At 50.1% G+C, this 20,574-nt stretch carries 22 protein-coding genes; 8 read left to right on the top strand and 14 right to left on the bottom strand.

The annotated features are described in order from the left end of the window. The coding region (locus tag KK083_RS30135; protein ID WP_254169872.1) for a hypothetical protein at positions 1 to 1,359 on the top strand (1,359 nt) is incomplete at its 5' end. Here KK083_RS30135 and KK083_RS30130 read toward each other — a convergent pair. Continuing rightward, complete coding sequence (locus KK083_RS30130; RefSeq protein ID WP_254169871.1) at positions 1,356 to 1,811, bottom strand: heme-binding domain-containing protein; 456 nt, start codon at positions 1,809 to 1,811, stop codon at positions 1,356 to 1,358. The two genes, KK083_RS30135 and KK083_RS30130, sit on opposite strands and share 4 nt — an antisense overlap. Positions 1,812 to 1,930: 119 nt before the next feature. After that, the gene (locus KK083_RS30125; protein ID WP_254169870.1) at positions 1,931 to 2,587 is read right to left on the bottom strand and encodes a trimeric intracellular cation channel family protein; all 657 of its coding nucleotides are present in this window, start codon (positions 2,585 to 2,587) and stop codon (positions 1,931 to 1,933) included. Between the two features lie 107 nt (positions 2,588 to 2,694). Here KK083_RS30125 and KK083_RS30120 point away from each other — a divergent pair, with 107 nt between their 5' ends. From KK083_RS30120 to KK083_RS30110, 3 genes are all read left to right on the top strand, one after another. After that, the gene (locus KK083_RS30120; protein WP_254169869.1) at positions 2,695 to 4,278 is read left to right on the top strand and encodes an FMN-binding glutamate synthase family protein; all 1,584 of its coding nucleotides are present in this window, start codon (positions 2,695 to 2,697) and stop codon (positions 4,276 to 4,278) included. 78 nt (positions 4,279 to 4,356) lie between these two features. Further along, positions 4,357 to 4,866, top strand: a complete 510-nt coding sequence (locus KK083_RS30115) for a hypothetical protein (RefSeq protein WP_254169868.1) — start codon at positions 4,357 to 4,359, stop codon at positions 4,864 to 4,866. A 220-nt stretch (positions 4,867 to 5,086) separates the two neighbouring features. Continuing rightward, positions 5,087 to 7,060, top strand: coding sequence for a sensor histidine kinase (locus tag KK083_RS30110; RefSeq protein WP_254169867.1), 1,974 nt, complete (start codon positions 5,087 to 5,089; stop codon positions 7,058 to 7,060). Here KK083_RS30110 and KK083_RS30105 read toward each other — a convergent pair. The 8 genes from KK083_RS30105 to KK083_RS30070 all read right to left on the bottom strand — a co-directional run bounded on the left by KK083_RS30105 (position 7,050) and on the right by KK083_RS30070 (position 14,028). Beyond that, positions 7,050 to 7,322: an acylphosphatase gene (locus KK083_RS30105; RefSeq protein WP_254169866.1), complete on the bottom strand. Its 273-nt coding sequence runs from the start codon at positions 7,320 to 7,322 to the stop codon at positions 7,050 to 7,052. The two genes, KK083_RS30110 and KK083_RS30105, sit on opposite strands and share 11 nt — an antisense overlap. 95 nt (positions 7,323 to 7,417) lie before the next feature. Further along, entirely contained in the window at positions 7,418 to 9,037 is a 1,620-nt protein-coding gene (locus tag KK083_RS30100; protein ID WP_254169865.1) for an NADP-dependent glyceraldehyde-3-phosphate dehydrogenase, read from the bottom strand. A 2-nt stretch (positions 9,038 to 9,039) separates the two neighbouring features. Then, the gene (gene deoC / locus KK083_RS30095) at positions 9,040 to 9,708 is read right to left on the bottom strand and encodes a deoxyribose-phosphate aldolase (protein ID WP_254169875.1); all 669 of its coding nucleotides are present in this window, start codon (positions 9,706 to 9,708) and stop codon (positions 9,040 to 9,042) included. A gap of 234 nt (positions 9,709 to 9,942) precedes the next feature. Next, positions 9,943 to 10,320, bottom strand: coding sequence for a hypothetical protein (locus KK083_RS30090; RefSeq protein WP_254169864.1), 378 nt, complete (start codon positions 10,318 to 10,320; stop codon positions 9,943 to 9,945). A 62-nt stretch (positions 10,321 to 10,382) separates the two neighbouring features. After that, positions 10,383 to 10,871, bottom strand: a complete 489-nt coding sequence (locus KK083_RS30085; protein WP_254169863.1) for a thermonuclease family protein — start codon at positions 10,869 to 10,871, stop codon at positions 10,383 to 10,385. 188 nt (positions 10,872 to 11,059) lie between these two features. Further along, a complete protein-coding gene (locus KK083_RS30080; protein ID WP_254169862.1) occupies positions 11,060 to 11,275 on the bottom strand; it encodes a hypothetical protein in 216 nt (71 codons plus the stop codon). Between the two features lie 99 nt (positions 11,276 to 11,374). After that, on the bottom strand, positions 11,375 to 12,454 hold the full coding sequence (gene aroC / locus KK083_RS30075) for a chorismate synthase (protein WP_254169861.1): 1,080 nt from the start codon (positions 12,452 to 12,454) through the stop codon (positions 11,375 to 11,377). Positions 12,455 to 12,579: 125 nt separating this feature from the next. Next, a complete protein-coding gene (locus tag KK083_RS30070) occupies positions 12,580 to 14,028 on the bottom strand; it encodes a BatD family protein (RefSeq protein ID WP_254169860.1) in 1,449 nt (482 codons plus the stop codon). 208 nt (positions 14,029 to 14,236) lie between these two features. Between KK083_RS30070 and KK083_RS30065 the strand changes: the two genes are divergently transcribed. The 3 genes from KK083_RS30065 (at position 14,237) to KK083_RS30055 (ending at position 15,169) form a co-directional block, all read left to right on the top strand. Next, positions 14,237 to 14,422 carry a hypothetical protein gene (locus tag KK083_RS30065; RefSeq protein ID WP_254169859.1) on the top strand — a complete coding sequence of 62 codons (186 nt, stop codon included), beginning with the start codon at positions 14,237 to 14,239 and terminating at the stop codon, positions 14,420 to 14,422. A 113-nt stretch (positions 14,423 to 14,535) separates the two neighbouring features. Then, the gene (locus KK083_RS30060; protein ID WP_254169858.1) at positions 14,536 to 14,841 is read left to right on the top strand and encodes a DUF2752 domain-containing protein; all 306 of its coding nucleotides are present in this window, start codon (positions 14,536 to 14,538) and stop codon (positions 14,839 to 14,841) included. Continuing rightward, positions 14,825 to 15,169, top strand: coding sequence for a TM2 domain-containing protein (locus tag KK083_RS30055; protein WP_254169857.1), 345 nt, complete (start codon positions 14,825 to 14,827; stop codon positions 15,167 to 15,169). Before KK083_RS30060 ends, KK083_RS30055 begins: the two co-directional genes overlap by 17 nt. On the opposite strand, the gene queG is transcribed toward KK083_RS30055, so the two are convergent. The 4 genes from queG to KK083_RS30035 form a co-directional block, all read right to left on the bottom strand. Next, a complete protein-coding gene (gene queG / locus KK083_RS30050; RefSeq protein WP_262899647.1) occupies positions 15,166 to 16,113 on the bottom strand; it encodes a tRNA epoxyqueuosine(34) reductase QueG in 948 nt (315 codons plus the stop codon). The two genes, KK083_RS30055 and queG, sit on opposite strands and share 4 nt — an antisense overlap. Continuing rightward, on the bottom strand, positions 16,110 to 16,847 hold the full coding sequence (locus KK083_RS30045; RefSeq protein WP_254169856.1) for a membrane or secreted protein: 738 nt from the start codon (positions 16,845 to 16,847) through the stop codon (positions 16,110 to 16,112). Before KK083_RS30045 ends, queG begins: the two co-directional genes overlap by 4 nt. Before the next feature lie 204 nt (positions 16,848 to 17,051). Beyond that, positions 17,052 to 18,104: a phosphotransferase enzyme family protein gene (locus KK083_RS30040; protein WP_254169855.1), complete on the bottom strand. Its 1,053-nt coding sequence runs from the start codon at positions 18,102 to 18,104 to the stop codon at positions 17,052 to 17,054. Beyond that, the gene (locus KK083_RS30035; protein WP_254169854.1) at positions 18,104 to 19,021 is read right to left on the bottom strand and encodes a nucleotidyltransferase family protein; all 918 of its coding nucleotides are present in this window, start codon (positions 19,019 to 19,021) and stop codon (positions 18,104 to 18,106) included. Before KK083_RS30035 ends, KK083_RS30040 begins: the two co-directional genes overlap by 1 nt. Before the next feature lie 160 nt (positions 19,022 to 19,181). Between KK083_RS30035 and KK083_RS30030 the strand changes: the two genes are divergently transcribed. Beyond that, a complete protein-coding gene (locus tag KK083_RS30030; protein WP_254169853.1) occupies positions 19,182 to 20,441 on the top strand; it encodes a sugar MFS transporter in 1,260 nt (419 codons plus the stop codon). Positions 20,442 to 20,574 lie beyond the last annotated feature (133 nt).

Genomic DNA, 20,574 nt, shown 5'->3' with positions numbered 1-20,574 from the left:
TTCTATGTGGTGCCCCGGCGCAGCTCCAAAGATTCAGTGGAGGTGGGGGGGTTGACCCGCGACGTTTTCAGCATCGGTGGATCGTTCAACCCCAGCGGCCCTACCAAAACGCGGTTCCGGCTTTATGATGTGAACCTTGGTGGTTGGGGCCAGCGCTTACAATTCAACGGACTTTTGCAGGAAGGCAGGCAACCACCCTTCGGTTATGAAGTGCTCTACCGGAAGAACAGCATCGGCGGAAGCTTTATCAGTGGCACCGCGGGATATACACAGCTGAACACGGGCAGCAGTTATGGAAGAGAAGAAGAAAAAGCGTATTACCTGCGGCTCGAACGGCCACTCGTATCGCCGTATACAACTTTCGCCGGAGGTATGGAGATCAGCAGAAACTGGTCCGAGAATCTTTTCAGGATCAAAGACTCCCTGTTCCTTAATTACCGTTATGTGGTCAACGATTTCTGGATCGGTTATAACATCGGCGCCAACGCCAACTGGCGCACGCGTACCCGTCATTTCGTGGCCATCCGCGCTTTCAACCAGCGGTTCACGAACCAGCCATTCCAGTCACTCGAAAGACTGAATGCCTTGTACAACAACAGAACGTATGTGCTTGGCGGGCTCACTATTTTCAAACAGAACTTCTATACAGCCAGCTACATCTACGGGTTCGGTCGTACGGAAGACGTTCCCTATGGCCATCGTGTTTCCATGTACTACGGCTGGATGCGCCAGCTCGGACTTGAGCGACCTTACCTGGGAATTGAAGCGGAGAAGTCTATCGTTAGCCGCAACAACGCTTTTTATACGGTGGGCTTCAGGGCAGGAGGCTTTCGCAACAAGGGACTGGAAGACGGCGTATTTTTGCTTTACAGCTCGCTCATGAGCAGGCTGATCCCTTATGGACAGTTGCTCATCCGGCAATCCATTACAATAGACTTCGCCCGCGTCTCCAACCAACGCACCAGTCAGCCACTGGACATCAACAATGAATTTGGACTTCGGTATTTTGCGGCCGACAGTTTGTTGGGAACAAAACGGTTCCATGTCAATTCCGAAACGCTCGCTTTTACACCGTTGAGTCTGGCGGGGTTCAGAATGGCTCCCTTTGTTTTCGGAGAAATGGCCATGCTCGGCGACCAGAACAAAAGCATCTTCTATGACAAGCCTTACTTCGGATTAGGCGGAGGGATCAGGACCCGGAATGAGAACCTCGTATTCGGAACGATAGAGCTGCGCGTAGTATTTTTCCCGAGAACGGTGGAAGATATGAATTCCTTTGTGATACGACTTAGCAGCAACCTTCGCGTCAAGTACAGCGCAAGCTTTGTAAAACCGCCGGAGTTTGTTACGTACAATTAATGGTGATGCGCACCCAGTGTTGTCAGCCACGTTTTCATAGCCGCCTCGTCTTCAGCCGTAAGCTCGGTATTGGCGTGGAACATGGTGTATGCCTTGAGGGGCATCGAGCGGTCTTCCGTTACTTCAAGAAGCTCTTCCAATTTGTGCCTGGCTTTTTCAGGCGCATAGTTTTTAAATTCTGAAAAGTTGAGGTGCTCCTTGCCTTCGTGCACGTGTGCCGCCAGCCACCATCCGATGGGCTGAAGGTTGAAGTACCACGGATACCGCGTGTTGTTACTGTGGCAGTCGTAACATTTTTTCACCAGCATCTGGTGAAGGTCCTGTGGTACGGTATAAACCTCGCTGATATCATTTTGTCCCAGCCCGTCTGCAAGGTTCTTGGTAGGCTGAACGAACTGTATGACCACAAGAATGCTGAGCAACAGAATTCCGATTTTACGATAAGCTTTCATGCGAACAGGGGTTACGGTAAAAACTCAGGTCTTCATCGGGAGAGAAGCATCCGAGTTGTCATCACAGCCAGTTTACACGCCGTGCCAACCTGGCCATAATTGTTCTCAAGTTAAGCGATTTAATTCTCTTTCAAAATCGGGCGGGTGCGCCAATTGAATTTAACGGACAAAAGCCTGATGACAAACGCCGCGGCAATGGCCAGCAGCGCAGCCCACATATCGCCGGGTTTTACAACCACGGTCAGTGTAACATAGATGACGGTGCCCACAATGGCAGCCCCAGCATAGAACTGGCCCGGTTTGAAAATAATGGGCTCTTCCCGGAGTAGCACGTCGCGGATAATGCCTGCGCCGGTGGCATTGAACACACCTACCAGGATCGCCGCCAGTGGCACAAGTCCACCCTGAAGCGCAGCATGGGCACCCACCACGCCATAGGTACCGAGGCCCACGGCATCCACGAGCAGGATGGTTCTGTGCAGGCGGCGCAGCGGTTTGTGAAAGATCATCGACAACAAAAAGGCGCCGAAGATCACGATCAGGTATTTCGAATCGGTAACGGCCTTTGGCGGGCCCGCCTGAATAAAGATGGCGTCACGGATCAACCCTCCGCCAACACCTGAAAAGAATGCCAGCACCAGCACGCCGATGAAATCATACTTTTTTTCAATGGCTGCCAGTGCGCCCGAGATCGCAAAAAGAAAAACAGCGATCAGGTCGAAGGCCGCGAAGGTAGAATCGAAATCTACATACTGCGTAAGTTGCGAGGTTTCCATAAGCCAGGATTTTCAGTCATCAAAATAAATTAAAAACTTGGTGTATCAGATGTAACCACTGCCCCGAATTGATTTAGTATATTTGATGTGATACTCTTGATCCCACTATGAAAAAACTATTCATTGTCAGCAGCGTGGTTATCACCGCGCTTATTTTGGCCTGGGCTTTTTATTGGATCTATGCGCTCGCCCTCCTGGTGATTGTAGTGCCGTTCATTTACATGGGCATTGCAGACATGATCCAGACGCGGCAGTCTATCAGGCGCAACTTTCCGTTGTTCGGCAGGCTGCGTTATGTATTTGAAGACCTGCGGCCCAAGATCCAGCAATACTTTGTCGAGTCAGATACCGATGGCGCACCCATCAACCGGAACGAAAGGTCTGTGATCTATCAGCGGGCAAAAAAACAGATCGATACCATTCCGTTCGGCACGCAGCTGAATGTTTACGCCGAAGGTTATGAATGGATGACCCACTCCATTGCACCGATAGACCATCACAAGATCGATCCGAATCCGCGTGTAGTTTTCGGTGGAAAAAAATGCAAGCAGCCATACAGTGCCAGCGTGCTTAACGTATCGGCGATGAGCTTCGGCTCTTTGAGCGGCAACGCGGTAGAGGCCTTGAATGCAGGCGCTAAGATCGGCAGCTTTGCCCACAATACCGGCGAAGGTGGCATCAGCCCGCATCACACCAAAAACGGAGGCGACCTGATCTGGCAGATCGGCACAGGATATTTTGGCGCCCGCGATGAAGCGGGGAATTTCTCTCCGGAAGCTTTTACCAAAAACGCTTCACGCCCCGAAGTAAAAATGATCGAGATCAAATTGTCGCAGGGTGCCAAGCCAGGACATGGCGGCATCCTTCCGGCCAAGAAGAATACACCGGAGATCGCAGCTATCCGCCTGGTGAAACCCGGAACCACCGTTTTTTCACCTCCTTTTCACAGCGCGTTCAACACGCCCATTGAGCTGATCGGGTTTGTTGACAAGCTTCGGGAGCTTTCGGGTGGCAAACCCGTAGGCTTCAAGCTCTGCATCGGCCGCAAAAGCGAGTTTCTCGGCATTTGCAAAGCCATGGTTCAGCTGAACAGCTATCCGGACTTTATTACCATCGATGGTGGCGAAGGGGGAACCGGGGCCGCACCGCCTGAGTTCTCTAATTTTGTAGGCATGCCGCTGCTGGATGCCCTGGCTTTTGCCGACGACGCCCTGCGGGGTTTTGGCATCCGCGACCAGGTGAAACTGATCGCTTCCGGCAAAGTGCTCACCGGGTTCCACATCTTAAGGGCGATGGCCCTGGGGGCGGATACCTGTAATTGCGCCCGGGCCATGATGATGGCGTTGGGCTGTATCCAGGCGCTGGAGTGCAACAAGAACACCTGCCCTACCGGGGTGGCTACACAAGACCCTTCCCTGGTGAATGGCCTGGTGATCGACGACAAAAAAGTGCGGGTAGCCAACTTCCATAAGCATACCGTTGAAAGTTTTGTGGAGCTGATGGCGGCAGCGGGCATCGACAGCACCCACAAGATCAACCGAACCCATGTATACCGACGCGTGTTCATGAATATGGTGAAGACCTACGAGGAAATATATCCCCCGTTGCCGGAAGGTTGCCTGTTGGAGGGTGGCGACTCTCCCATCGAATATGATGTATACCTGGAGCGGGCGTCTGCACAGAATTTTTAACCAAAATCAATTTTTTTTGAACAAAGGCTTTCTTCACAGAAGGCCTTTTTTATTACTTTTGCAAAACTCATAACACCTGTGCTTCGAAAATTCTTTCCACTTGACAAGAATTACATTCTGGAAGAGGCACAGCTCTCCCTCGAAAATACCCTGCTCCACTACCTGGTAGACTTTGTTAAAGTAGAATACCTTTTGCGCAGCAACCCCCTGGGTATTGTAGATGACATGAGCCGGCGGATCGGGGACCATCATACCACAGATTTCAGACACCTGCATGAGTTCTATGTGAACCTGATGGGTGTTTTCAGGTATACCCGGTATTCCGATAACCAGCTCCAGTTCCTCTTCGATGGCAATGATGACTTCACCAAGTACCGGGAAGAATGGAGCCAGCAATTCAAGCTGTGGACAAAGGAGTTTTGCAAACATCAGAATTTTCTCAGGGCGGTGCTTGACCTCACCGTGTTCTATCCCGCAGACAGCCCCGTGCTGATGGTCGATAACAGGATGAATGCCTTCATTACCCAATACTTCGAGATCAAGATCCATCCCCAAAAGGGCATCCTCAACGCCAAAAAAATGGCCTGACCGCATCCCGGCGGACCTTCACAACAAAACATTTAATCTTAAATCCCATAGACGTGGGAGGTTTTGACCCGTAATGTTCCCGTAGTGCAGATCCTTTTATGCATTTTCAGTCCGTTTCTTACGCACCGTTTGATCTGGCAGCAAACCGACTTTTTTACCACTCGGCAAAACCCAATCTTTAAACCAAGATCAAGGTCTTTCGGTGAGGCTTTACCTTGTAATGATCAGATATTCCATATGCTTCATTCTGCTGGCAACCTTCGCAAGGGTAGCCGCTGAGCCCGCCGTAAAAAAAGGCGAATGTCTCGTCGTCGCAGAAACCCTCAGCAAAAACAGGATCATCTCACTTGACGGCGAATGGGAGTTTTACTGGAACAGGCTGCTTACGCCTGGTGATTTCTCATCTGGCTCTATCATCCCGGTTTATCAGCATGTGCCATTAAGCTGGAACAACTATCGCATGGATGGCAGCAAGCTCTCCGTTCGCGGATATGCAACGTACAGGCTCACCATTGCCAACCCCGACCAGCTGAACGATCTGCTTATCAAGATCCCGGGCATTGCCACGGCCTGCACCATCTGGGTGAACGGCACGCTCTACAGCTCGCAGGGCACCGTTGCCACCGCCTCGGCGCAAAGCCGGGCCTCACGCCTCCACAACTTTATCAAACTTCCCGGCACCGAGATCATCACGCTGGTGATCCAGGCCTCGAACCATGAGTACGCCATCCCCGGTATTTCACACACCGTGCTGTTAGGACATGAATCTGACCTGATGGCGAAAGAGAAGTTTGAAAATAATTTTGAAATGATCGAGATCGGTTGTTTGCTGATCATGATCTTTTATCACCTGGGACTTTACCTGCAGCTGGGGAGAAATGCTTCATACCTGCTGTTGAGTGGTTTGTGCGGCATTGTGCTGGTGAGGGCTACCACCACGTATCACAGCTCACAGCTCCTGTTCCGCCTTTTTCCTTCTGTCGATTTTTCATATATCAAAAAATTTGAGTTTGGGATCACCTATGCAGCCCTCATGCTGCTGCCCATGTTCATCCAAAGCCTGTTCAGGGAAGAAACGCCGCGATGGTGCGTGCGGGTTTTCCAGGTTTCGGGAGCACTGCTGATGCTGCTTACCCTTTTTACACCCCCATATATTTTCGGCCAGGCATTAGACGTCTTTCACGTACTGATGACGGGTGCCTTCTTTTTTGTATTGTGGGTGCTGTTCAAGGCCATGCGCAGGCACCGGCAGGGCGCGTGGCTTATTTTCGTGGGACTGCTGGTATGCAGTACGTTAACGGAGGTGGAAATGCTGATGATCTCGAACGTGCTGCCCGAAGGAGTATTTCCGTTTCCTAACTTGATGGGTATTGGCGTGATCTTCTTTTTGCTCTTCCAGTCGCTGGCGTTGTCCGTACGTTTTTCGAGGGCCTTTAAAGATATTGAAGAGCTCAGCCACACCCTGGAGAAACGTGTTGAAAAAAGAACAGAAGAGCTTTCACGCGCCAACCTGGTAAAAGACAAGTTGTTCTCCATCATCTCACACGACCTGCGAAGCCCGTTGAATTCGTTGAGGGGATTGCTCGAGCTCACGGGCCGGGAAACCATCAGCCAGAAAGAGCTTCAGCAATTGCTGCCCGTGATCCGGCAGAACCTGAACGGGTCGCTGCAGCTCGTGGACAACCTGCTGAACTGGGCTGGGTCTCAGATGAAAGGTATGAGCGCAAAACCGGACCGCATCAGGCTGGCACCCATTGTTGAAGAGAACCTGGCATTGTACAAGACCATTGCAAGAAATAAGAACATCAGGCTTGTCAACCAGGTGAGCACGGGCATCGAGGTGATGGCCGACCCCAACATGACCAAGCTCATTGTACGGAATCTTGTTTCGAACGGAATAAAGTTCACACCTGCGGGTGGATCAGTAGAGGTGTCGGCTTCCGTGAACGACGATCATACACAAATTTGTGTTGCCGATACTGGCGTTGGCATTCCGACAGAGTTCAGGGAACGCCTCTTTGAAGTTGATATCAACCGCACCACCAGGGGAACTAACAATGAAAAAGGCGCCGGCATCGGTCTGCTGCTGTGCAAAGAGTTTGTGGAAAAAAATGGTGGCACACTTTGGGTGGAAAGTGAACGGCAGCAGGGCAGCAAATTCAAGTTTACACTAAAGGCCGCAGCTAACGCCTGATCGAAAAATCTGTATACCCCTTGCCTTCACCAGGCGTGATCTCACATTGCCTGACACTGGCAGCCGGTGGACCCTGGTAGCACCACTGAATGAATTTTTTCAACGGTTCTTCTTCACCTTCTGCTTCAACATAAACACTTCCATCGGGCTCGTTGCGCACGATGCCCCGCACCAATAACTCGTCTGCCTTCGTTTTGGTCGAGGCTCTGAAAAATACACCCTGTACTTTTCCTGATATCCTGATGCTGACGTGTTTGATCATAATACAATTTCCCGCAGATCTCGCAGATTTTCGCAGAAGTTTATTTTTTTTAGAAATCTGCGCAAATCTGCGGAATCCGCGGGAAACATTTTTTGCTACAAGATATAATCTGTGCTGAGGAACGCAGACTCACGATTGCGGATGATTGAGGTCATGATCTGCTTATTGTTTTCTGTTGTCTTCGTGGCCACCAGCGTACGGATGGAGAACACCCGCAGGGCATCTGCTACTGACAATGTACCTTCCGCAGAATCTTTCCTTCCGTTGAAAGGGAATGTATCCGGTCCACGCTGCGATTGTGTGTTCAGGTTGATCCTTCCCACCTGGTTAACGAATGCATCCATCAGCCTGGCTACACGCTTCGAATCTGTGCCGAAGATACTCACCTGCTGGCCGAAGTTAGAGTTCACCACGTAGCGGATAGCCTCATCGTCGTTATCGAACGGAACAATAGGGATCACGGGGCCGAACTGCTCTTCATAGTACAGCTTCATCTTATCGTTAACAGGATACACCACGGCAGGATAATAGAAAGAGTTCAGGTACTCGCCACCGTTTTCGTTCACCACTTCGGCACCATATTTTTTAGCGTCTTCCACCAGGTCTCTGAGAAACTCTACTTTACCTGGCTCCGGCAGTGGCGTGAGTCCCACACCGGCATCCCACGGCATGCCCGGTTTCAGTTTTTTGATCTCGGCCTTGAACTTCTCGATGAAGGGCTTCACAATATCTTTATGCACATACAGGATCTTCAGCGCCGTACAGCGTTGACCGTTGAACGACAGTGACCCGGTGATGCACTCAGCCACAGCGTTGTCGAGGTCGGCATCCGGAAGAACGATGGCAGGATTTTTCGCATCGAGGCCCAGGATGGATTTCAACCGGTGCGGCTTGGGATGAAGCTTCTTCAGATCATTGGCTCCCCTGTTCGTGCCGATGAAGGCGAACACATCGATCTTTCCGCTTTCCATCAGCGCGCCCACGGTCTCTCTTCCTTTACCGTAAATGATATTGATCACGCCGGCAGGGAAACTATCGCGGAAAGCTTCCAGCAAAGGTTTGATCAGCAGCACACCATATTTAGCGGGTTTGAACACCACTGTGTTGCCCATGATCAGCGCAGGGAAAAGTGTTGTAAAGGTTTCGTTCAGCGGATAGTTGTACGGTCCCATACAAAGCGCCACACCGAAGGGTACACGACGGATCTGCGCCATAAAGCCCTGCTCTTCCACCAGCTTGGCGGAATTGCGATCGAGGTCTTTCAAAGCCTTGATGGTGTCGACAAGGTAATCGCACGTGCGGTCGAATTCTTTTTCTGAGTCCTTCAGCGTTTTGCCGATCTCCCACATCAGCAGCTTCACCACCTCGGCGCGCTTCGCCTTCATGGCTGTCAGAAATTTTTCTACGTGCTCGATGCGGCTGGTTACGCTCAGTGTTGGCCACAGTCCGTGACCCATGTCGTACGCTTTCACGGCGGCGTCGAGCGCTTCGAGCGATTCTTTTGACGTGAGCAACGGCGTGCTGCCGATGATCTTCTGTTTGTATGCATCACCTTCTTTCACAAAGACAGGGCTCAGCACAGGGTTCTGGCTGCCAGTCCAGATCTTCAGCTCTCCATTGATCAGGTATTCGCGCTGTTCGATGGATTGAGAAATTCTGAATTGTTCAGGGATGTTGCTTTCCGTCGGGAAAACATTTGCAAGCGTTTGGCTCATTATTATGGTCTGGATTTAGGGTTAGTGGACTCAAGTATCGTTACACCAGATGACGTACCTATCCTGGTGGCACCCGCATGGATCATGGCAAGCACCTGGTCATAGGTCTTGATGCCTCCTGAAGCTTTGATCCCTACAACGGGTGGTAAATTTTTTCTCATCAACGTAACGTGTTCAACAGTTGCACCTGCTGGCGCAAAACCGGTTGATGTTTTAACGATGTCAACACCGGCGTCTGCACACATTTTACAGGCTCTTTCTATTTCGGAGTCTGAAAGATACGCAGTCTCGATGATTACTTTCAACAGCTTCTGATGATCATGCGCTAATTTGCTGCACTTTGCTATCTCGATCTTGGTCCATGGTATGCCGGTTTTGAACGAAGTGACGTTCCACACGAGATCGATCTCATCTGCACCGTTATCGATTGCACGACTTATTTCGTCCAGTTTTGTCTCGGTCATGTTGTAGCCGAGAGGAAAACCAGCCACGGTGACAAGCAAAATATTGTCGTTGCCAATTTCGCGCTGCGCCCGCTTCACCCAAAATGGTGGAACACAAACGCCGAGAAAACCGAACTGCCGGGCCTCGTCCACCAGCTTATCGATCGCATGAATGTTGAGCGTAGGACTCAGGTTTGTATGCTCGATGTAGGAGGCGATGTTCATCAGAGCAAGTTACGACGAACTTTTGAAATTAGAAGTAGAAGTCGTGCCCAGGTAACGGGGAAGAACTAACGATCGGTAGAGAGGGAAGAGTCCACGGTCCACAGTCGACAGACCACGGCCGTGAGGTGTTTGAATGGGAGTACTGCCTACTGTTTTTCGCCTACTGGCGCAAGATGCCAAGGACGATTTATTGAGGTCACACTACACTACCGTGGACTGTGGACCGTCGACTGTGGACTAATGTCGTAGCCCACACTCTTTACAATACTTCATCTTTCCTGGTTTGCGTTTTTTGGGTGGGCGTTTGTGACCGAAGTACATGGGATCGGAGTACTGCGGTTTCTGTTGAAGCGTTTCGTTCTTGCGGCGGGTTTTTGCCAGCGCTTCCATGCGCTCATAGTATTGCTGTTCTGATTCATAGGTTGCACCCTTCGTGGCTTTACGCGCTTTGGGTGCATACTCTTTCTGCGGAAGCGGGTTCAACGCTGTGGGCTGCTGTGGCTGCGAAGACTGCTCTGTTCTTTTGGATCTCTTCTTGTTCTTTTTACGCGACTGGCCAAAAGATAGCGCCGTGCTGCAGGCAAGCAATATGATAAGGAAGATCTTGAAACGCATAGCGCTATAATAACTCTATAACTTACCTAAAATTGTTACCACTAAAAAGGTATTTCAACTCTTTAACTGCTTTTAGGCTGCATTGTCGACTGTTGGCGGCGATGGATCCAAGGCGGCGTGGGGTTTTCTTCTTTCCAGAGCCCTCTTCCTTTTTCCTGCGCCGCGGTACGATGTGCTTCCAACTCAGGCAACGGATCTTTTTCGGCGGTCCATGCAAGGCCTTCTTTCAGCAGCTCAACACGCGCGTCGATCTTTCCTTTGAGCACTACCGCGAGATAATTTCCTTTGCGGTCTTTTCCCTGAAAATGAACAGTGACTTCTTTTTGCAGAAGCAATTTCTCCAGGTACCGCTTCGCCTCTTCACCATACTTCTGTGTGAGCTCTGGGCTGTCGATGCCGGCCAGCACAATGATGTATTTTTCCTGATCACTGCCGTGCATCTCGATGGTGTTACCGTCAACAACCGACACCACTTTTCCAGGCATGCTGTCATTGGCCAATGCTCCGCTCATCGCTATACACGCCAAAAATCCTACTGCAATTTTTCTCATACCGTGCTTCTTGGGCCTTTATAAAAGTCGGCTTATTCATGGGCGCATTCACGCCATACAGCCGGGCGGCCTTTCGCATGTAAGAAATCAACGTTTCCTGAAGTTCTTTGTTCGGCAAACCCGTAAAATAAAAAGCACCGGTGTTACCCGGTGCCTTTTAAAAATGTGAACTCATCCTGGCAAGATCTTCAGGCCGTATTGCGCTTGCTTGTAGCCAGCACGATAATGCCCGCCACCAGCAAGATCGCGCCGGTTACCGGTGACCAATAAATCGGCGTTTTCTCAGTTTTATTGATCTCAATAGGTCCGATATCTGCCACTTCTTTTTTGGTCACAAGATTAAATCCCGTGAACACTGTCATGATTCCTCCAATCACGATGAGTAAGATCGCTACAGTTCTCATAAATAAATGATGTTTAGACGTACCTGAGTAAGGGTAAAACTCATGCCGTGATGGAGCGGCGCCACCCGGGGAACAGATTCTACATAGTAAAGGTAAAGATTACAGCGGCAGCTTCGACACTTTGCTGCGCAACAGGAAATCGGCCAGCACCAAAGCAGCCATGGCTTCAACGATCGGCACGGCTCTCGGAACAACGCACGGATCGTGACGGCCTTTTCCTGAAACCGTTACTTCATTGCCCGCCTTGTCTACACTGGCCTGATCTTGCATGATGGTGGCCACCGGTTTGAAAGCGACATTAAAATAAATATCTTCTCCATTGGAGATGCCACCCTGAATACCTCCCGAGAGGTTTGTTCGCGTACGGATCTTTCCACCATCGTTATAAAATTCATCGTTGTGCTGCGAGCCCCTGAGCTTGATGCCCGCAAAGCCGCTTCCGTATTCAAAACCTTTTACGGCGTTGATGCCGAGCATAGCCTTGCCAAGCTCAGCGTGCAGCTTATCGAATACCGGCTCACCAAGACCCACCGGTACATTGCGGATCACACCAGTTACCACGCCACCGATAGTATCGCGGTCGAGGCGTACCTGATCGATGAGGGCGATCATCTTTTCGGCCGTGGCAGCATCCGGACAACGTACAATGTTGTCTTCAGTTTTTGTAAGGTCGAGTGTTGTATAAGGTGGTGCTTCAATATCGCCTACGCGCGATACGAATGCATTTACATCGATGCCTGATTTTTTCAACAGCAGTTTTGCAATGGCTCCGGCAGCAACGCGTGCTGCGGTTTCACGCGCCGAGCTCCGGCCACCACCTCGGTAATCGCGGATGCCGTACTTGGCTTCGTAAGTGAAATCGGCATGAGAAGGACGAAACGCCTCTGCAATGTGGCTGTAATCCTTGCTGCGCTGATCCTGGTTCTCGATCACCATGGCAATGGGCGTTCCCGTAGTGGTACCCTCAAAAACACCACTGAGGATCCTGAACGTATCGTCTTCCTTTCGCTGTGTGGTGATCTTCGATTGTCCTGGTTTCCTTCTGTCGAGCTCTGCCTGGATAAAAGCTTCGTCAACAGGCAGTCCTGCAGGACAGCCATCGATGATCACACCAATAGCAGGGCCATGCGATTCGCCAAAGGTTGTGATCTTAAAAAGTGTTCCGTAAGAATTGCTCATGCGGGGCCGAAGATAAGAAAAGTTGACAGTTGGCAAAAAGGCAATTGACAATGGCGCTTGACACATTCAATAAGCCTACTCAAACCTTTGTCAACTGTTCGTTTGTCAATTGTCAACTACCGAACCTATTTTCTGAACACAAAGTAAGCCGATGCACCGAGCACCAGTACGGTAAAAACACTGAACGCGGTCTTCACCCAATCGGTGTCTTCAACCATACGGAGCGTGTTGTCAGCGGTTTCAAGCTTGTCGTAAAATGCACCGGCATCGTTTGCCTGGATCGCTTCGTTCTTTTTGCTCTCACCGGTTACATACACCGTGAGCTTCGAACGCAGCGTGTCGTAGCGTTTCTTTTCCGTGTTGAAAAAAATCCATTGAAAATATTTTCCCAGGTTGTACTGGCCCGGCTCCTTGGGGATGAGAAAATAGTTGAACGATTTGGTGCCCGTCACCCTGCTGTTTTCCCGGTTGATATCCTGGCGCACGTTGGGCTCGTAGAATTCGAATTTGTCGTCGTTAGACACAACAGGTTTGGGAATGGCGGAGATATTTCCCTCGCCGAAAATATTGAACACATACGAGGCACTCTTGCCCGTCTCGATATCCGTAGTGGGCATGTGCTCATACAACTGATAATTCCCTACGCCAACGGTCTCTCTCAGCGGGTGTGGCGGCAGCTCTTTTACAGTAATTCTTTTGGGCTGCGAGTAAAAGGTTTTGAAATCCTCTTTGCGATTCTGTCCGAAGAATGACGGGTTCTTGGCTACTTTATATTTGATCATCTCAAGGCCAACTTTCGGGAAAACGATCGGCTCGGCGTTGAGCGGATAGTAGGTTGCCTGGTAGATCTTGTACTGTGTAAAATCACGGCCACCGATCTGCACGGTCTGCCCTTCGATATTTTCGATGTTGAAGTTCTCTTCCCAGCAATTGTTCGGCTTCACTTTCTTGAGGATCTCCGAGAGCTGTTTGCCCAGCTCGTAAAACTGGAGCGGTGCGCGGTTATCTTCCGAAACAAAAAATGAAAGCGTGGCATTGAAACCTTCACCGGTGTACACTTCGTCTTTGCTGGTAGTGAAGGCAAGGAACGCATCGTCTCTCACATCGACGAACTCGGTTTCACCACGGCCAAAAAAGTCATCAGCAGGACTGCGATCGAACAGGCTGCGGAACGGATCGCGCTGCTGTTGCACGGCAGGACCGATCTTCACTTTTTTTCCCGTTACCCTGATGGGCTTGTCGTTCACTTTCATGGTAAACGAAGGAATGGTCACCGTTCCCTGCTTCAGCGGAAGGTAGGTCATGATCACGCTTTGTGACGAAGACACCTGGCCGTTGACAATGTTGGTGGTTGATTGTGTGGAGGTTCCCCGCTTGCGGAAACCGTCGAGGTCGGGGAAGTTATCATAACTTTTAAGCCTGTCGTTATTGGCCGTGACAGTGATGGTCCAGGCCTGGTTTTCGCCTATTTCGTCAGGGCCCAGCGTAATTTGCACGTTCTGGGCCTGCACCAGGCAACCAGCGATTGTAAACAGGGACAGCGACAGGAATTTGACCAAAAATGTGAATTTCATGCTAAATCTGGGTGATCTTCCACCTATAAACCCATACCAGGGAACAAAAATTGTCGAAAAATAGCCTGAAATCTATGCAACAGCCAGAAAAAGTGAGAAAATGGGAGGGGTAAAAATTTTGGCGGCAAATTCTTCCGGTTTCTCCAAACATTTTTTAACTTAACGGTTGTTAGCTTATAACTTTTTAAACTTTACAGTTATTAAAAAAATGCTGAATTATGTCAAAACTGTGCTCACCAAAGTGAGTTTTGACGCTCTCTTATTCGAAAAAGAGCTGAGAAAAGCTATCAAGGTCCTGATAGCCGACGAGATCAATGAGCTCAAACGCTGGTGCTATACCAGCTTTGGGAAAGAACACGAGGCAATCCTCAATCGCTGCTTCGTGGCAGCCTAAACAAGTCATGAAAAAAATGGAAAGCCCTGAGCGATCAGGGCTTTTTTTATGATCTTTAGTCGTCGGACCACTGCGCAAATGGCTGCGCGCCAAGTCAGTGGTCTGACGACTCTATGCTACGCGTTATTCATTTCATCAGAAGCCTTCCGCTCGAAGCCATTGTATGGACGTGCGGACTTATAGCGCTGGCATTGTACACACCTTCAGGCGAACACTTTACGCTCTGCCCTTTCTATCATCTCGGATTCGATTTCTGTCCCGGCTGCGGACTGGGCAGATCCATCGCGCTGTTCTTTCATGGCGAGATCATCAGTTCGTTAAAAACACATCCGTTGGGGATTTTTGCTGTGATTGTTCTATCTTTCAGGATCATACAACTATCAAAAGATTACCTTAAATCCCATGGCAAAAGTAATTGATGTGCTTCCCGAAGTTACCGGCGAAGAAATGGTTTACATCCAGAACCTGATCAAAGATATGGACGATGAAACTGCGCGCAAGTTTGCAAACGTTTATCGCGCGCGAAGAAAAGAGCCTATGCTGATCCTCGTAACGGGTTTGCTGGGCTTCATTGTGGTGGCAGGCGTTCACCGTTTTATTCTGGGGCAGGTGGGCATGGGCATCCTCTATCTCTTCACCGGAGGTCTTTGTCTCATCGGAACCATCGTTGATCTCGTCAACCATCAGAAGCTCACCTTCGAGTACAACTCAAAGGTTGCCAACGAGGTTATTGTGATGATCCGCTAACTCCCGGGCTCCTGATCTTTTTCTTTCAGGAAACCGATATTGCGTTGTAACCCCGTGAGCTTTGTGCGTTTCACAGCGGAGTGTTTAAAGATCTTTTCAAACACCTCTCCTGTAAGCTCGGTCCACTCCTGCTTTTGCATCTTTGCGAGGTCAGGATGAGGAGCGAAGCGCTGCTCGCTGTGTGGTTTTGCAAAGCTGTTCCAGGGGCAAACATCCTGGCAGATGTCGCAGCCAAAGATCCAGTTCTGGAACTTGCCGCTCACATCTGCCGGGATTTCTTCTTTCAGCTCTATGGTGAAGTAGCTGATGCATTTGCTTCCATCCACCACATAAGGTTCTGTGATCGCATCCGTCGGGCAGGCATCCATACAAGCCGTGCAGGTACCGCAGTAATCCCTGACGGGGCCATCATACTCCAGCTCGAGATCGATGATCATTTCGGCCAGGAAAAAGAAACTTCCCATCTCACGATTCAGCAGCAGGCTGTTCTTGCCGATCCAACCCAGTCCGCCTTTTTTTGCCCACGCCCGTTCCATCACCGGCGCCGAGTCAACAAACACACGACCATTGATATCCCCAATTTCCTGGCGGAGCCCTTCGAGAAAGGTCTTTAGCTTGTCTTTCACCACAAAGTGATAATCTTCACCATAGGCATACTTGGCGATCTTGTACTCACCTTCGCGGGCAAGGTCTTGCACGGGAAAATAATTGTAGATGAGGCTGATCACAGACCGCGCGCCCGGCACCAGCAGGGTAGGATCGAGTCGTTTATCGAAATGATTTTCCAGGTAGCCCATCTTACCCTGGTATCCGCGCCGGAGCCATTCTTCGAGTCGCGGCGCTTCATCTGCCAGGAACTCCGCCTTCGAAATACCGCAGTAGCTGAAGCCCAACGCGCGGGCTTTTTGTTTGATAAGATCTGTATGGTGTTGCCGGTTGATCAAAGTCCGATCTTCTCACGTTTGGTCCACACCTCTTCGATGGCCTCACCTTTGCTGCTCAGTCCTTTGTGACGCCAGTTGCCGTCTTCCAGTGCAAAATCGAAACTAAGGCTTGCGCCAACGCGGCTGTTATCCCTGGAAAAGAAAAGGATGTTCTCCGTGTACTTGCCATTCTCGGTGGTGTAAGTGCCGCCGCCGGTTCCGGAGAATTCTTTTGTGTCAACGTTGTAAGCGATCCACTGAAAGCGCGTGCCTGAAAGGATCTTCATGGTGCGGCGTGCGCCCGGAGTCATGGTGGCCATTTTTCCATCTCTCACACGTCCGGTGATCAGCCAGGCGCCCGACAATTTTCCGGGTGTTCCGTCGTCGAGCTTCGTCCATTCTTCTTTCCGACCGTTGATCATCAGCGTAAGCTTGCCGCCTTTCAGCGAAGCGGGTGTGCTTACTTCGGTGCCTACCAGCTCAGGTTTTGCCGAGTTGAATTCGAAAGTTTCAACAATGGTATTACCGTTCACTCTCCATCGCCCGCCTGCCGTGGAAATGAATTGTTTATCCTTCACGTTATACACCGTCACCGTAAAGATCTGATCGGCATAGATCCTGGTCATTTTTACTTCGGTGCCCGTTTCCCAGGCGCCCGTAAGGTCTGAAGTTTTCACTTGTGCATTCACTACGGAGACACTGCCTGTCATCAACATCATCATCAACATGAAAGTTTTAAAGGATATTTTTTTCATGGGTCTGGAAGTTTAAAATTTAAGGTTTAAAATTTAAAGTTGCTCGAACGGAGGTTTAGTGCAAATTGAGTGAAGCCGAGCGTTGCTAAGTAAAAATAGTAATCAGTAACCGGTATTCAGTAATCGGTTTCGAGAGTTTATAATGAAAAGCGTTTAACGGATCACCGAATACTGATCACCGATTACTGATTACCCGATCACCGATCACTGATTACCGTTTACCGTCTTCAGTTCCTGCAGCAGCCTCAGCTGGTTGGTGGCCCGCACCAGGTTCTGGCCTTCGTATTTGATATGATAATAGATATCGCCGTTCAGAAAGTCAGCCAGCATGCGCAGCGCCATGATGTAGGTCATCATCATACCTGAAAAAGGGATCGCTTTTTTCTCTTCGGGCGTAAGGCAATCATTCATCTGCGAGAGGTAGCCATCCACCAGCGCGCGGTAAATATCCTGGCGCACCGTGATCTTGCTCACATCTTTTTCTTCCTCATCCACGGGGCTCACAAAAGTCCTGATCATGTCACCGATATCGTAAATGAAATAGCCGGGCATGAGTGTATCCAGGTCGATGGCACAAAGGGCTTTACCCGTGTTGGCGTTGAACAGCACGTTGTTGATCTTTGTGTCGTTGTGTGTGATGCGCAGCTTCAGGCTTCCGCTGCTGATCAACGTTTCGTATTCCGTTACCAGGTGGCTGAATGCTTTTGCTTGCGCAATGGCTTCCTGTGCACGCTGGATCCGCTCGGGTGTCGCGTTTTTCAGCGCTGTCTCAAATTGCCTGTACCGCAGACTCAGGTCGTGGAACCCCGGAATGGTGGGGCTGAAGCGCGATGTATCGACATCTTTCAGGTAACGGCTCAGGCGCGCAAACTCGGCTGCCGCGCTGAAAGCTTCCTCCTTTGTTGAGACCTTATCGACGGTGAAAGTATTATCGAAGAAAGGAAACAGGCGCCAGGGAAAACCTTCTGCGTCGTATACCATTTCCTTGCCTTCGAGTGTCTCGATGGCCGAGAGAAAAAGAAAATCTGTGAAGTTTTTGCCCAGGTAATCGGCTGCAACACGCAGGTTTGACGCGATCACTTCAGGCTCTTTGAACACATTCTTGTTCACACGCTGAAGCACATAACTTTTTTTTGCGTTCAGTTTGTATGTATAGTGAATGTGGCCTGAGCCGAGGCGTTCAATGCTGAAATTACCGGCCGATAATCCATAGTGACTGATGATGCCGGGGATCAGACTTTCAGGTGAAAGACCCATTACCAAAGTTTTTCAGGATACTGTCCTTTTTTGATAAGCTCTTTGATCCTGGCAGAAACGGCTTCTTTGTCTTCTTTGTAGGTAACACCAAACCAGATGTTACCGCCCCCGAGTACTTTTATCTTGCCTTTGTTCTGCTGGATCATGCCGTTGGCGATGAGAGGTATGAAAAATTCTGCTTTGATGTTCTGGTGATTGTTCTTCAGAAAATCCTGGAACATAGAATCCGTGAGCGGGAATATGGAAGGATGAAATCCCCAGAAGTTCATGGACGTAGGCGCTTCGGGGCTCAGCTCCAAGTCGCCATCTTTTTCTTTCGAAATGATCTTGCCGTTCTCGACCACGATGGTGGTTCTTTCCACCACGGAAGTGAGATTACCATCTTTATCGGTTGCACCAACACCGCGCGAAACACTGCCATGCTCGGAGAGCACATTTTTCAGGGTATAACCTACCATGGCATGCGCGCCGGTGGTATCCTTCGAAAAGAAATCAGCAATGGAAGCAAACGAATCTCTGCCGTAAAAATCGTCGGCGTTGATCACCACGAAGGGCTCGTTGATCACTTCACGGGCGCACAACATAGCGTGGCCGGTTCCCCAGGGTTTTGCACGTTCGGGGTTTTTGAATTGCGGGGGAATGAGTTTGTCAAGCGTCTGTACCACATACTCCACCTCTACTTTGCCTTTCAGCCTGGGACCAAACTTTTCTTTTACGATATCGAGGATCTCGTCGCGGACAATGAACACCACTTTTGTGAAACCGGAGCGGATGGCATCAAAAAGCGAATAATCCATGATGGTCTCGCCATTCGGTCCAAAGCCGTCGATCTGCTTGATCCCGCCATAGCGGCTTCCGATGCCCGCGGCCAGTACCATTAAGGTCAGTTTTTTTTGTGTGCGATTTGGTGTGTCCATTGTCTTTTAGTTATTTCGGTTTTGTGTTTGCGCAAACATTCCTTTTTTCAGGCTTTAGAAAGCCATTGATGCGAGGGCGCAAAATTAAAACTTTAAGCGAATAATGTGCTTTTAAACACACATCTTTAAAAAGATTTATCACCACCTAAAACCTGTATCAATGACCTCACAGCAAAAATCGTATACCCTTCCGATGATCATCATCGGGGCGCTATTTTTTATTTTCGGTTTTGTCACGTGGGTCAACGGTACACTGATCCCCTACCTGAAAATTGCTTGTCAGCTTGAAACCGATTTTCAATCTTATCTTGTAGCGACTGCTTTCTTCATCGCGTACACTGTGATGGCGCTGCCGTCTTCTTATGTACTGAGCAGGACCGGCTATAAAAAAGGCATGGCCATAGGGTTGCTCATCATGGCGCTGGGTGCAATCCTTTTTGTGCCCGCTGCCAATGCCCGTAACTTCAATATGTTTCTGGTAGGCCTGTTCATTATCGGAACCGGGCTTGCGTTGCTTCAGACTGCTTCCAATCCTTATGTATCCATCATCGGCCCCATCGAAAGCGCCGCAAAACGCATCAGCATCATGGGCATCTGCAATAAAGTAGCGGGCATTCTCGCCGGTTTGATCTTTGGCTACATTGCACTGAAAGACGCCGACGCCCTCGAAAAAAGCCTGGGTGCGATGGATACCGTTGCCAGGGATGCGAAGCTCGACGAGCTGGCCAGCCGTGTTGTTGTTCCTTATATCATCATTTCAGGTGTGCTGGCTTTCCTCGCTGTGGCGATCCTGTTCTCTTCACTGCCCGACATCAAAGACGAGAATGGAGATGAGACCAAACGCAGCGACGCTTCCGGAAAAACCAGTGTGCTCCAGTTTCCGCACCTGTTGCTGGGTGTGCTGGCGTTGTTCCTCTACGTAGGCGTTGAGGTGATGGCCGGAGACACCATTATCAGTTATGGAAAGTCACTTGGCATCGAGCTGAGCGAAGCAAGATTTTATACACAGTTCACGCTGGCCTTCATGCTGGTGGGTTATGTGATCGGTATTTTCACCATTCCCAAGTTTCTCTCGCAATCCATGGCGTTGCGCATCAGTGCCGTGCTGGGTGTGATATTCACGTTGGCAGCAGTGGTGACCAACGGAAAAACTTCTGTAACGTTCATCGCATTGCTGGGACTTGCCAACTCGCTGATGTGGCCTGCCATATTCCCGCTGGCCATCGATGGTCTCGGGCGATTCACCAAGATCGGTTCGGCATTGCTGGTGATGGCCATTGCAGGCGGTGCCATTTTGCCGCTCATCTACGGCAAGCTTTCTCAGTCATGGGGCACACGTGAAGCCTATGCTATCATGATCCCCTGCTACCTGTACATCCTTTATTTTGCAGCCAGAGGTTACAAGGCCGGGAAGAAGTAAAGAGTCCACGGTCGACGGTCCACGGACCACGGCAGTTTCAACGTAAGTCAACGGTTGTGCTTCGTATTTGCAATAGCTATCCCGGATAGTCGTCGGACCACTGCGCGGCAACCCTGGCCATGTCAGTGGTCTG

The organism is Chryseosolibacter histidinae, from assembly GCF_018598225.1.
In the GTDB taxonomy this organism is placed as follows: Bacteria; Bacteroidota; Bacteroidia; order Cytophagales; family Cyclobacteriaceae; genus Chryseosolibacter; species Chryseosolibacter histidini.
Note: the sequence above shows the minus strand (reverse complement) of the source record. Positions and strands in the feature narration are given on the sequence as shown.

Excerpts from the sequence above, each read along its gene's own strand:
- KK083_RS30125 (WP_254169870.1), bottom strand. The coding sequence starts at position 2,587 with ATGGAAACCTCGCAACTTACGCAGTATGTAGATTTCGATTCTACCTTC.
- KK083_RS30105 (WP_254169866.1), bottom strand. The coding sequence starts at position 7,322 with ATGATCAAACACGTCAGCATCAGGATATCAGGAAAAGTACAGGGTGTA.
- KK083_RS30055 (WP_254169857.1), top strand. The coding sequence starts at position 14,825 with ATGGCAAAAGTAATTGATGTGCTTCCCGAAGTTACCGGCGAAGAAATG.
- KK083_RS30130 (WP_254169871.1), bottom strand. The coding sequence starts at position 1,811 with ATGAAAGCTTATCGTAAAATCGGAATTCTGTTGCTCAGCATTCTTGTG.
- KK083_RS30045 (WP_254169856.1), bottom strand. The coding sequence starts at position 16,847 with ATGAAAAAAATATCCTTTAAAACTTTCATGTTGATGATGATGTTGATG.
- KK083_RS30080 (WP_254169862.1), bottom strand. The coding sequence starts at position 11,275 with ATGAGAACTGTAGCGATCTTACTCATCGTGATTGGAGGAATCATGACA.
- KK083_RS30070 (WP_254169860.1), bottom strand. The coding sequence starts at position 14,028 with ATGAAATTCACATTTTTGGTCAAATTCCTGTCGCTGTCCCTGTTTACA.
- aroC (WP_254169861.1), bottom strand. The coding sequence starts at position 12,454 with ATGAGCAATTCTTACGGAACACTTTTTAAGATCACAACCTTTGGCGAA.
- KK083_RS30035 (WP_254169854.1), bottom strand. The coding sequence starts at position 19,021 with ATGGACACACCAAATCGCACACAAAAAAAACTGACCTTAATGGTACTG.
- KK083_RS30030 (WP_254169853.1), top strand. The coding sequence starts at position 19,182 with ATGACCTCACAGCAAAAATCGTATACCCTTCCGATGATCATCATCGGG.
- KK083_RS30060 (WP_254169858.1), top strand. The coding sequence starts at position 14,536 with ATGCTACGCGTTATTCATTTCATCAGAAGCCTTCCGCTCGAAGCCATT.
- KK083_RS30100 (WP_254169865.1), bottom strand. The coding sequence starts at position 9,037 with ATGAGCCAAACGCTTGCAAATGTTTTCCCGACGGAAAGCAACATCCCT.
- KK083_RS30085 (WP_254169863.1), bottom strand. The coding sequence starts at position 10,871 with ATGAGAAAAATTGCAGTAGGATTTTTGGCGTGTATAGCGATGAGCGGA.
- KK083_RS30065 (WP_254169859.1), top strand. The coding sequence starts at position 14,237 with ATGCTGAATTATGTCAAAACTGTGCTCACCAAAGTGAGTTTTGACGCT.
- KK083_RS30120 (WP_254169869.1), top strand. The coding sequence starts at position 2,695 with ATGAAAAAACTATTCATTGTCAGCAGCGTGGTTATCACCGCGCTTATT.
- KK083_RS30040 (WP_254169855.1), bottom strand. The coding sequence starts at position 18,104 with ATGGGTCTTTCACCTGAAAGTCTGATCCCCGGCATCATCAGTCACTAT.
- KK083_RS30090 (WP_254169864.1), bottom strand. The coding sequence starts at position 10,320 with ATGCGTTTCAAGATCTTCCTTATCATATTGCTTGCCTGCAGCACGGCG.
- KK083_RS30110 (WP_254169867.1), top strand. The coding sequence starts at position 5,087 with ATGATCAGATATTCCATATGCTTCATTCTGCTGGCAACCTTCGCAAGG.